The sequence below is a fragment of the Bathymodiolus heckerae thiotrophic gill symbiont genome, from assembly GCF_900180345.1.
Lineage (GTDB): Bacteria > Pseudomonadota > Gammaproteobacteria > PS1 > Pseudothioglobaceae > Thiodubiliella.
This window is the reverse complement of record NZ_FXLV01000052.1, coordinates 1-10,304: the sequence shown is the minus strand read 5'-3', so window position 1 is coordinate 10,304 and position 10,304 is coordinate 1. Positions and strand designations below refer to the sequence as shown.

Below are 10,304 nucleotides of genomic sequence, written 5' to 3'. Positions count from 1 at the left end.
GGTCGATAGCCTCGTTTGCCAGTATTATGTTTAATCTCACGTGAGATAGTTGCCGGACTTCTGTTTAACAGATTGGCAATGCCAATCTGATTCATATGTAGTTGTAAACACGCTTTTATCTGGTATTTGTTGATAATTCATTGCAATTTCCCGTAGTAAGAAAATAGCAAAGTTTATTACAACTGGCTATTTAATTACAATTAAAATTGCACTTGTTATGCGAATTCAAGATAAATAAAAAATGCTTGAAAATCAATAGCATGATATTACAGCCAATAAAAAACCACCTTAAAAGGTGGTTTTTTATTGCTTTACTGAAGTTAATCAGCATCTAATAATGTATTAATTACTTAACAGCATCTGAGTTAGACTTAGCAGTTGCATCTGCGTAACCTTTAGCGTAGGCATCAGCTTGTGTCTTAGCAAAAGCGTCTGCTTGACCTTTAGCATATGCATCAGCTTGACCTCTAGCAGTAGCTTCAGCAACGCCAGTACCTTTAGCGTCAGCAGAACCTGAATACTTGTTGTCAGTTTTGTTCTTAGTGTCGAATTTCAAACCGAAATCTGTGTCGTTCATCCAGTTGTTAGCGCCATTGAAAGGGCCCCAGTTAGAACCACCGTTGAAAGGACCAGCATTTGAGCCACCATTCATAGGGCCCCAGTTGTTGCCACCGTTGAATGGACCAAAGTTTGAACCGCCATTCATTGGACCCCAGTTAGAGCCACCATTCATAGGACCCCAATTAGAGCTGCCATTGTTGAATGGGCTCCAGTTACTGTTGTTGCTGTTACCATTGTTAAAAAAACCAGCTGAAGCTGATGTTGCTACTACGATAGTAGCGATTGCAATAATTTTTTTCATTGTATTCTCCCAGTTAAAATTTAACACACCATTATTGATGTGCTTTGTATCAGGCTTTTTGCCTTGATAAAAGCACATTATACAGTAACTATATTAGAAATCAATTATATTCTAATATTATTTTTAATAATACATAAAAATGCTTTTGCAATAGGATTTACAGCGTAAAAAATAAATTAAATAAAAATTCTTTAAGCATCACAAAGCATCGATCATCGCATCGCCGAATTCAGAACAAGACAATAATGAGGCACCGTCCATCAGTCTTTCTAAATCATAAGTAACCGTTTTATTCTGAATGACGCTTGACATTGCATTTAGCACCTTGTCGGCTGCCTCGTTCCAACCCATATGACGGAGCATCATCTCTGCTGAGAGGATAATTGAGCCTGGATTAACTTTATTTTGTCCTGCGTATTTTGGCGCAGTGCCGTGTGTGGCCTCAAATACTGCTGTGGTATCAGATAAATTAGCACCCGGTGCGATACCAATGCCACCTACTTGCGCTGCCAAGGCATCTGAGACATAGTCACCATTTAGATTAAGAGTGGCAATCACTGAATATTCCTCTGGACGCAATAAAATTTGCTGTAAAAAAGCATCAGCAATCACATCTTTAATAGTGATAACTGTGCCAGTATGTGGATTGGTGAATTGACACCAAGGGCCATTATCAATAACTTCAGCGCCAAATTCCTCTTGCGCAAGCTGATAACCCCAATCTCTAAACCCACCCTCAGTGAACTTCATAATATTGCCTTTATGCACTAAAGTAACAGAATCTTTGTCATTATCAATGGCGTATTGAATAGCGGCACGAACTAGGCGTACCGTGCCTTCTTGAGAAACAGGCTTGATGCCAATACCAGAAGTTTGCGGAAAACGAATTTTAGTAACACCCATTTCATTTTGCAAAAAATCAATGACTTTTTTTACTTCTTCTGTGCCTGCTTGGTATTCAATACCCGCATAAATGTCCTCGGAGTTTTCTCTAAAAATCACCATATCGACTTTCTCAGGTGCTTTGACTGGCGAAGGCGTGCCTGCAAAATATTGCACTGGGCGTTGACAAATGAATAAATCAAGTTCTTGGCGAATTGCCACATTAAGTGAGCGCATACCGCCACCTACAGGCGTGGTAAGGGGGCCTTTGATTGCCACAGCAAACTCTTGAATGGCATCCAGTGTTTCTTGGGGTAAATATTCGCCATAAAGTTTATTGGCTTTTTCACCAGCATAAATTTCCATCCATTGAATGGCTTTTTTGCCGTTATAGGTTTTTTCCACAACAGCATCAATCACTTTTTTCATCACTGGTGAAACATCTCCACCAATACCATCGCCCTCAATATAGGTAACAATCGGCTGATTCGGCACTTGAATAGTGCCATTTTTAAAAGTAATTTTTTCACCATCAACTGGCATATGAATACGCTTTTTGTTCATCTTTTAATTGCTTATTGAAAAACGCAGTATTTTAGCATCTTCGCCATCGTAATAGTATTTTTTACGGATATCAATAACCTTAAACCCCAATTTTTTATAGAACAATAAGGCGTTGCAGTTAGAACGGCGTACTTCAATAAAAATGTCTTTAACACCTGTCACACACAGTTTTTTGAATAATTGAGCGCCCAATCCTTGTTGTTGATAATCAGGATGAATGCAGATATTTAATAAATCAACAGAATCTAGTGAACGCAACGCAACACTGTAGCCCAACACCCGTTCATCTTTAAAAATTAAAGTCGCCAGAATATTCGGATTACCCAAACTCTGAGTAAATTGCACTCTACTCCAAGGCGTTTTATAAGCAAGGTACTCTATCGCCAAAACGGTATCTATATCTTGCACTCTAAATGGACTAAAGGAAATCATTTAAAAATCCAATAGAGTAAATTTCTTAAAGAAAATATTGGTAGGCTTTGTTATCGGTTTCATTTTGGTAGAAGTAGCCGAGTTCGTCAAAACTACGCTCAATGTCTTTAACATTATCAACTTGTAAGCCGATTAACACACGACCAAAATCTGAGCCGTGATTACGATAATGAAATAGGGATATATTCCAATTGGTACCGACTTTTTTCAAAAAGTCCAATAAGGCGCCAGGATGTTCGGGGAATTCAAAACGATACAAGACTTCGTTATCAACTTTTGCTCTGCCACCGACCATATAACGAATATGGCCTTTAGCAATAGAATTATCACTCATATCCAATACATCAAACGATTTAGCAAGTTTACTTAATAAGGCTTCTTTTTCACTTAGCCCTTTGCTGAGTGCCACACCCACAAAAATACGCGCTTGATCAGAGGGTGTATAGCGATAATTAAATTCGGTAATTGCGTGCTGGTCAAGTAATTGACAAAATTTTAAAAAACTACCAGGTTGTTCGGGAATAGTGGCGGCAATAATAGCTTCACTGTGTTCTCCTAAATCAGCACGCTCAGCAATATAGCGTAAACGGTCAAAATTCACATTTGCCCCTGAAACAATGGAGACTAAGTCTTCATTTTCAATGTTATTTTGCTCAACATACTTTTTAAGTCCTGCTGTAGCCAAAGCACCAGACGGCTCTGCAATAGAACGCACATCCTCGTAAATATCTTTAATCGCTGCACAGATTTCATCGTTACTTACCAATATAACTTCATCCACCACTTTTTTGGCAATTGGATAGGTTTTTTCACCAATTTGCTTAATAGCCACACCATCAGCAAAACGCCCGACTTCAGGTAATATGATGCGTTCTCCAGTTTTGAGTGCTTGATAAAGAGTTGGCGAGTCGTTTGGTTCAACACCAATCACTTTAATATTAGGCGCATAATGTTTTAGGTAAGTCGCCATACCCGCAATTAAACCGCCACCGCCCACAGGGATAAATACTTTGTCCATATTTGGCAATTGCTCTAACAGTTCTTTGGCAATAGTTGCCTGACCTGCCATCACTTCAATATCATCATACGGGTGGATAAACACCAAATCTTGTTCTTGTTCCAATTGCTTGGCATGCTGATATGCATCATCATACATATCGCCATACAAAATTACCTTGCCGCCTAATTGCTTAACAGCATTAACTTTAATTTTAGGTGTAGAAAGTGGCATGACAATAACGGATTTAATACCAAGTTTAGTGGCAGACATTGCCACGCCTTGTGCGTGATTACCTGCACTTGAGGCAATCACACCTTTGGCTGCTTGTTCAGGTGATAAACTGGATATTTTTTGATAAGCGCCTCTTAACTTAAAAGAATGAACTGTCAACTTATCTTCACGCTTTAAGTGGACATTATTTTTACTGCGTTCGCTTAACTGATACGCCAAACCCAATGGCGTTGGGCTGACAACATTATAAACGCGTGTTGAATTAACCAAATCAATAATATTTTCCATGTAACTCCTTTAAATAATCAACGCTCACATAAGTAGCATTAGTGTCATCACCCTTTATAATAGTAAAAGGCTTATTTGGCTCACCTAAGTTATTAAGAACAACCATTGCATTATCGAAACTGTGTAACTTGGTATATTCATTAACAGTAACCAATGTTTTTAAATTGGCATCTGTTGCTGACACAATGCCATTATGTGAATCTTCAAAAACAATACACTCATTAGCCTCTAAATTCATTTTTTCTAACACCCAATGATAAATATCTCCCGCTGGTTTAAGATTTGACACTACATTACCTGCACCAATCACCTCAAACCAATCCAAAGCATCACGCCCTAAAGTATTAACAATCAACGCATCAACATTTGCAGGCGTGGTAGTGGTGGCAATTGCCAATCTCAGCCCCGCTTCACGCGCTTCATTAAACAAACGCACTACGCCAGTTCTCAAAGGAATGTCGCCTGCATCTACAAGACGCACATAGATTTTGGTTTTTAAGGCGTGCGTTTCTTTGGCAAATGCATCAATATCATCACACTCAAACTCAGGTTCATGTGTTTTTACATAATGCTTAATGCGTAACTGACCACCCGTCACATCCAGTAATTGATGATAAAGTTCGTTTGACCAAACCCAATCTAGTCCTAATTCTGCAAATGCTAAGTTGAAGGCGACCAAATGCCCATCTCGCTCGGTGTTAGCAAGCGTCCCGTCAACATCAAAAATAAGAGCTTCAAGTGCCATAAAAAATTTATAATGTAAAAAAATTGCTATTTTAAGGCAGTTTAGGTAAAAAGGTTATTTTTTTAATTAAAAACTTATTATGTCAAAACCTGATTTTCAAAACATTCCCGATTACAAACTTAAGAAAAATGAAGATTTTATGTCAGAAGGGCAAGTTGAGCACTTCCAAGAAAAACTTAACGCTTGGATGAAACAATTAATCAGCGACGCTGAATCCACTATTACCCACATCCAAGAAGACTCCTCAAAAGTAGCAGATGATAATGACAGAGCCACACTTGAAGAAGAATTTGCACTTGAATTAAGAACTCGAGACCGTGAAAGAAAACTCATTAGCAAAATTGAAAAGACTTTGCATTCTATCGAAATGGGGGATTATGGCTATTGTAAAACCTGTGGTACTGAGATTGCTTTAATGCGCTTAGAAGCTAGGCCTACCGCAGATGAATGTATTGATTGTAAAACCATAGCAGAACGCAAAGAAGTCTGATTTTCAGCGTATTTTTATTTTTTCCTTATAAAAATTTAGAAAGCCTGATAATTATAGATTGAGACCTTTGTATAAATCAACCCAAACCAGTAAAATAGAAGCCATCTAAACAACCCCAAAAAATACTTAAAAAATGCCCTAGAAAACACACAACAAACCTCATTTGCAGATTCTCTCGTTATCGAACATAAATCCCTATCAGGGCTTGATGATGTACATAACATCATCAACTGGAATGAGATAGAACAAAACCTTATCCAAACTGTATTCATCGACACATGGTACGCCTGCTTATCCACCACTGATGATGTTTAAGATTTTAATTCTTCAAGCTTGGTATAACCTAAGTGATAAAGCTTTGGAAAAGCAAATCGCTAGGGATTTAATGTTCAGGCATTTTATTGATTTACCTTTGTCCGAGAATGTGCCGGATCATTCCAGTATTTGGCGTTTTAGACAACTGTTAAATACAGAAAAACTGCTAGAACCGCTACTAGAACAAATCAACATTCACTTAGAGACCACTGCATTAACCCAGTGCGGCTTAGAGAACATAAAAAAATAGTGCATTTTTATCCAAAAATGAGGAGAATAGCCAGTTATTTACTACCCTACAAGGATTGCTGTATAGTTTTTGGGTAAAAAGGTGCTATTTTATGCGTTTCATAGGTTGTGAGACCTTTGCATAAATAGGGATGATTAGCAAAATTCAATTTTTTCCGGATTGGTGATTTTCTTAAACCTTGTCCTAGCAGGGCTAAGGCTGGGTTTAAAAAATTGCCAAGCGGGTAAAAAGTGGATTTTTGATGATTATTCATATTTATGCAAAGGTCTCGTTGTAATGGATTAATGCAGTGGTCTCCTTTGGTTTACTCCAGCTTCATCATGGTTTAGGCAAGGCAAGATACCTTGGCCTAGAGAGGAATAAAGCTAGAACTCAGTTAATTGCATGAGTCACAACTTAAAGACTGGTTTGAATATATTCAAACGAATGCAAAGCCTGAGAGGTTGCTGTGTTTAAAAGCTGGAATAGTGTAAAAAAGTAAGAAAATAAACGCTAAAAATATCTATTTGAGACCTTTGCATAAATAGGGATGATTAGCAAAATTCAATTTTTGCCAGATTGGTGATTTTCTTAAACCTTGTCCTAGCAGGGCTAAGGCTGGGTTTAAAAAATTGCCAAGCGGGTGAAAAGTGGATTTTTGATGATTATTCATATTTATGCAAAGGTCTCTATTTAAAGATGATTTGTTAGATTTTTATGCAAGGATGAAAAAATCTGGGAAATTTTTTAGAGAAAAATGAAAAGAATGGAATTTTGGAGAGGAAATTATGAATTATTCAAAGGTCTCAGATTGTTCTATTTTTTAAAAATGTTGGTAAGGCTTACAAGCCTTGTCTAAGTCTTTGATGGTTAGCCTGCATTGAGAGATTAGGTTTTTCGATGTTATAACCCCAATTTTTGTTAGTATGATGCCCAACTCTTGTTGAACGGCTTTAAGTTTACTGATGTGCGCTTCTGGTACGGTAAAACAAAGTTCGTAATCATCACCCCCTGCCAATGCTACGCACCAGTCACTTGTGTTGGCAATGTGTTTGCTAACTTCTGCTGATAATGGCAATGCATCCAAATCAATAATGGCTTCAACCTTTGAGCGGGTCAAAATATGTGATAAATCTTGTTGTAATCCATCAGAAATATCAATACAGCTATTGGCAATACCTAATAAAAACTGCCCCAGTTTTATTTGTGGTTCTGGATGATTAAATTTTTTCAATAGCGCAGTTGATGGGCTTTGTTGGTTTTGTAATTGTTGCCATGCCAGTGCGGCATCACCCAGTGTGTTGGAAACAAATATACTGTCGCCTACTTGTGCGCCTGAACGCAGCAGAGCTTGGTTTTTTTCCAAAGTTCCTGTGGCGTTAATAGTGATACTGAGTACGCCTTTGGTAGTGTCGCCACCAATCAAACGAATGCTATATTGTTTAGCAAGTGCCTTTAGTGACTGGGAAAACGCCTTAAGCCACTGTTCGTTCACGCTTGGTAAAGTGAGTGCCAACGAAAAATACAGCGGAGTTGCGCCCATGGCAGCCAAATCACTCAAATTAACTGCTAAGGATTTATAAGCAATATCTTGTGGTATGGTATCTGCTGGGAAATGCACACCTTCAATCAGAGTATCAACAGTAGTGGCAAGTTGCTGGTGGCTATTGACAGCAACTAAAGCACAATCATCGCCTATGCCCTGCCCCCAGTCAAAATATTTTTCAATTAAATCAAATTCGTTCATTGAAGTCCATTAAACGAAAATCTACATATAAGCATTGTCGGTCTTAGTATGGTCTGTTACATCACGCACGGAGTTAATTTCTGGAAAATGCGCCATAAGTTGTGCTTCAACACCTTTTTCCAAGGTTGATTGAACCGACGAACACCCCTGACAACCACCACCAAAATTAAGAATAACATCCATTTGCTTAGTAATCTCAACTAATTCAACAAAACCACCGTGGGAAGCAAGCCCAGGACTAATATCGGCAGCAATTATATATTTAATTCTTTCTTCCAATGGTGCATCATCTTTCGGCTTTTCGCCTTTGGCATTAGGAGCTGTGATGGTAAGTTTTTTGCTTGACCCTTCTTCTTTTAGCGCTACTTCTGAATCTTTTAAAGCGTTAAAATTCAACTCATCAATATAGACAGTAAACCCTTCATATTCAAATTTTTGATAAGTTTTACCCAAATCTTTAGGGAAACAAAAGTTAAAAGAAACTATAGCGGCTGGTGTGCCCGCTTTTTCAACATCTACTTTTAAACCTAAATTTTCTTCATTTTGTTGGGCAAATAATTTGGCAACATAAATTTCTGCTTCATTTGTAATAGTAAGCATAGTTATCCTCTTTTAAAAATTATATTATCAATCAAACGAGTTGATCCTAAAAACACTGCGCATAGTATCGCAATTTTACTCGTATTATCAGTGATTTGTTTAAGGGTATTTGCATCTAATATTTCTAAATAATCCAGCTTAAAGTAGCGTTGTAATTGTTTGCTAGCAGATTTTCTATCTAACTCACCTTGGCGTAATTGATGTAGGGTTTTATAAAGTTGTGGTGCAATATTGCGCTCATCTACGCTCAAATACTGATTGCGTGTACTCATCGCCAACCCATCCGCCTCACGCACAATTTTGCCAGCAATAATTTCTATCTTTGAAGTAGTGCCAAGTGAAATAAATTGCTTAATAATATGCAATTGCTGATAATCTTTCTGCCCAAAAACTGCTACAGCAGGACGAATCATTTCAAACAAGCGCTCAACCACCTGCACCACGCCATTAAAAAAATGCGGCCGTGATTTACCACACAAAATCTGCCCTATCTCGCCCACATCAAACTTCAAATCCATACCATGCGGATAAATCATCTCAGTATTTGGCGTAAATACACAATCCACTTTTTGCTTTTCTAGCAATGCCAAATCAGCAACCATAGTGCGTGGATAATCAGCAAAATCTTCACGTTCGCTAAACTGCGTTGGATTGACAAAAATACTTACCACTACTCTATCCGCCTTTTCTCTTGCCAACTCAATCAACGATAAATGTCCTTGATGTAATCCGCCCATGGTCGGTACAAAAGCGATTTTTTCGCCTTTATTCTGCCATTTTTTCATTGCATTTATATCGTTAATGATTTTCATATTTAAAATTATTTACTTAGAATACGCTTGAAAAAATAATTAAACACCCAATACAACCATTGCCATTACTAAACGAGCGGATCATCTCAAAATGATAATACGCACTTACAATATCGTTGAATATTGGCATAAAATTTTACCCAATTTTTTAACTATTCTACAATATTATCCAACAAATGGTGTCGAAATTTATAGTGCATAGAGACCTTTGCATAAATAGGGATGATTAGCAAAATTCAATTTTTGCCAGATTGGTGATTTTATTAAACCTTGTCCTAGCAGGGCTAAGGCTGGGTTTAAAAAATTGCCAAGCGGGTGAAAAGTGGATTTTTGATGATTATTCATATTTATGCAAAGGTCTCGCATAGTTTTTTATATAAGAAAACCTCTGCATAACCCCTAAAAATAAACTCTAAAATTAAAAAAATCTATTTTTTCTAAGTAAATCTATAAAAATCCAACTTTTATCCAAAAATAGGTCTATTTTCTTGCTTTTTTATGTTGATTTTGGGTCTTTTTATTAAAAAATACCCAATAATCCCTAAAGCGTTATCAAATCTTTGTAAACATTGGCTGCTCTGGTTAAATTATAAGCAATGGCTTTAAGATTAACCTCATTGGCAACCTTCTCTAAGCTGATATAATGAGCCCATAAGTGCGTTTGAGCGTACCAAAAGTACGCTCAACGACAAACCTTCTTTTGCTGATTGCCTTATTACGCACTTTATTCCAACGACTCATTGGCTTTCCTTTGGGCTTTTTACGCATAATGCCATCTCTTAATTTTTGTGCTTTAAGTGCTTCGCTATTAGCTTGAGAGGCTGCCCCTTTGTCATATAAAACTCGTACGCCTGTATGGTTACTTGCTTGCTTGATATTTTCTTCAAAATGAGTCGTTTACAAGATTTTTAGGGTTAATTTAGGATTTTTTTGGTTTAATGCAGGGGTCTTCACAGTTTTTTAAGCTTAAAAAACGACATTAACACAAATACACAGCGTGAAAACAAGCACAAATCTTGAATTCGCATAACAAGTGCAATTTTAATTGTAATTAAATAGCCAGTTGTAATAAACTTTGCTATTTTCTTACTACGGGAAATTGCAATG

General features: G+C 37.3%; 15 protein-coding genes. 2 read left to right on the top strand and 13 right to left on the bottom strand.

Annotation, left to right across the window (positions count from 1 at the left end; all coding sequences use genetic code 11):
• The 6 genes from CRYPD_RS08470 to CRYPD_RS06495 form a co-directional block, all read right to left on the bottom strand.
• A partial coding sequence (locus CRYPD_RS08470; protein ID WP_425290267.1) for a helix-turn-helix domain-containing protein occupies positions 1-137 on the bottom strand: 137 nt, incomplete at its 3' end.
• A 209-nt stretch (positions 138-346) separates the two neighbouring features.
• Positions 347-862: a hypothetical protein gene (locus tag CRYPD_RS06515; protein ID WP_138146787.1), complete on the bottom strand. Its 516-nt coding sequence runs from the start codon at positions 860-862 to the stop codon at positions 347-349.
• Positions 863-1,060: 198 nt separating this feature from the next.
• Complete coding sequence (gene icd / locus CRYPD_RS06510; protein ID WP_138146786.1) at positions 1,061-2,308, bottom strand: NADP-dependent isocitrate dehydrogenase; 1,248 nt, start codon at positions 2,306-2,308, stop codon at positions 1,061-1,063.
• Positions 2,309-2,311: 3 nt separating this feature from the next.
• Entirely contained in the window at positions 2,312-2,740 is a 429-nt protein-coding gene (rimI, locus tag CRYPD_RS06505; RefSeq protein ID WP_138146785.1) for a ribosomal protein S18-alanine N-acetyltransferase, read from the bottom strand.
• A gap of 25 nt (positions 2,741-2,765) precedes the next feature.
• The gene (gene ilvA, locus CRYPD_RS06500) at positions 2,766-4,259 is read right to left on the bottom strand and encodes a threonine ammonia-lyase, biosynthetic (protein ID WP_138146784.1); all 1,494 of its coding nucleotides are present in this window, start codon (positions 4,257-4,259) and stop codon (positions 2,766-2,768) included.
• Positions 4,243-5,004: an HAD-IA family hydrolase gene (locus CRYPD_RS06495; protein WP_138146783.1), complete on the bottom strand. Its 762-nt coding sequence runs from the start codon at positions 5,002-5,004 to the stop codon at positions 4,243-4,245. The genes ilvA and CRYPD_RS06495 overlap by 17 nt, the downstream gene beginning before the upstream one ends.
• A 79-nt stretch (positions 5,005-5,083) precedes the next feature.
• Between CRYPD_RS06495 and dksA the strand changes: the two genes are divergently transcribed.
• The gene (gene dksA, locus CRYPD_RS06490) at positions 5,084-5,494 is read left to right on the top strand and encodes an RNA polymerase-binding protein DksA (protein WP_138146782.1); all 411 of its coding nucleotides are present in this window, start codon (positions 5,084-5,086) and stop codon (positions 5,492-5,494) included.
• Positions 5,495-5,798: 304 nt separating this feature from the next.
• The gene (locus CRYPD_RS06485; protein WP_138146781.1) at positions 5,799-6,059 is read left to right on the top strand and encodes a transposase; all 261 of its coding nucleotides are present in this window, start codon (positions 5,799-5,801) and stop codon (positions 6,057-6,059) included.
• 46 nt (positions 6,060-6,105) lie between these two features.
• On the opposite strand, the gene CRYPD_RS06480 is transcribed toward CRYPD_RS06485, so the two are convergent.
• The 7 genes from CRYPD_RS06480 to CRYPD_RS06460 form a co-directional block, all read right to left on the bottom strand.
• Positions 6,106-6,312: a hypothetical protein gene (locus CRYPD_RS06480; RefSeq protein ID WP_138146780.1), complete on the bottom strand. Its 207-nt coding sequence runs from the start codon at positions 6,310-6,312 to the stop codon at positions 6,106-6,108.
• Between the two features lie 249 nt (positions 6,313-6,561).
• Positions 6,562-6,711 (bottom strand): hypothetical protein, encoded by a 150-nt coding sequence (locus CRYPD_RS08140; protein ID WP_171004377.1) that lies wholly within the window; start codon positions 6,709-6,711, stop codon positions 6,562-6,564.
• A 150-nt stretch (positions 6,712-6,861) separates the two neighbouring features.
• Positions 6,862-7,785, bottom strand: a complete 924-nt coding sequence (gene thiL / locus CRYPD_RS06475) for a thiamine-phosphate kinase (RefSeq protein ID WP_138146779.1) — start codon at positions 7,783-7,785, stop codon at positions 6,862-6,864.
• Positions 7,786-7,806: 21 nt separating this feature from the next.
• The gene (locus tag CRYPD_RS06470; protein ID WP_138146778.1) at positions 7,807-8,385 is read right to left on the bottom strand and encodes an NfuA family Fe-S biogenesis protein; all 579 of its coding nucleotides are present in this window, start codon (positions 8,383-8,385) and stop codon (positions 7,807-7,809) included.
• A gap of 2 nt (positions 8,386-8,387) precedes the next feature.
• Entirely contained in the window at positions 8,388-9,197 is an 810-nt protein-coding gene (gene panC / locus CRYPD_RS06465) for a pantoate--beta-alanine ligase (protein ID WP_138146777.1), read from the bottom strand.
• A gap of 189 nt (positions 9,198-9,386) precedes the next feature.
• On the bottom strand, positions 9,387-9,542 hold the full coding sequence (locus CRYPD_RS08135; RefSeq protein ID WP_171004376.1) for a hypothetical protein: 156 nt from the start codon (positions 9,540-9,542) through the stop codon (positions 9,387-9,389).
• Positions 9,543-9,827: 285 nt separating this feature from the next.
• On the bottom strand, positions 9,828-10,073 hold the full coding sequence (locus tag CRYPD_RS06460; RefSeq protein WP_138146776.1) for a transposase: 246 nt from the start codon (positions 10,071-10,073) through the stop codon (positions 9,828-9,830).
• Positions 10,074-10,304 lie beyond the last annotated feature (231 nt).

What these genes read in the sequence shown, in the direction of transcription:
- CRYPD_RS08135 (WP_171004376.1), bottom strand. Translation starts at nt 9,542, where the DNA reads ATGAATAATCATCAAAAATCCACTTTTCACCCGCTTGGCAATTTTTTA.
- CRYPD_RS06515 (WP_138146787.1), bottom strand. Translation starts at nt 862, where the DNA reads ATGAAAAAAATTATTGCAATCGCTACTATCGTAGTAGCAACATCAGCT.
- CRYPD_RS06485 (WP_138146781.1), top strand. Translation starts at nt 5,799, where the DNA reads ATGATGTTTAAGATTTTAATTCTTCAAGCTTGGTATAACCTAAGTGAT.
- ilvA (WP_138146784.1), bottom strand. Translation starts at nt 4,259, where the DNA reads ATGGAAAATATTATTGATTTGGTTAATTCAACACGCGTTTATAATGTT.
- panC (WP_138146777.1), bottom strand. Translation starts at nt 9,197, where the DNA reads ATGAAAATCATTAACGATATAAATGCAATGAAAAAATGGCAGAATAAA.
- CRYPD_RS08140 (WP_171004377.1), bottom strand. Translation starts at nt 6,711, where the DNA reads ATGAATAATCATCAAAAATCCACTTTTCACCCGCTTGGCAATTTTTTA.
- thiL (WP_138146779.1), bottom strand. Translation starts at nt 7,785, where the DNA reads ATGAACGAATTTGATTTAATTGAAAAATATTTTGACTGGGGGCAGGGC.
- CRYPD_RS06495 (WP_138146783.1), bottom strand. Translation starts at nt 5,004, where the DNA reads ATGGCACTTGAAGCTCTTATTTTTGATGTTGACGGGACGCTTGCTAAC.
- icd (WP_138146786.1), bottom strand. Translation starts at nt 2,308, where the DNA reads ATGAACAAAAAGCGTATTCATATGCCAGTTGATGGTGAAAAAATTACT.
- CRYPD_RS06480 (WP_138146780.1), bottom strand. Translation starts at nt 6,312, where the DNA reads ATGAATAATCATCAAAAATCCACTTTTTACCCGCTTGGCAATTTTTTA.
- rimI (WP_138146785.1), bottom strand. Translation starts at nt 2,740, where the DNA reads ATGATTTCCTTTAGTCCATTTAGAGTGCAAGATATAGATACCGTTTTG.
- dksA (WP_138146782.1), top strand. Translation starts at nt 5,084, where the DNA reads ATGTCAAAACCTGATTTTCAAAACATTCCCGATTACAAACTTAAGAAA.
- CRYPD_RS06470 (WP_138146778.1), bottom strand. Translation starts at nt 8,385, where the DNA reads ATGCTTACTATTACAAATGAAGCAGAAATTTATGTTGCCAAATTATTT.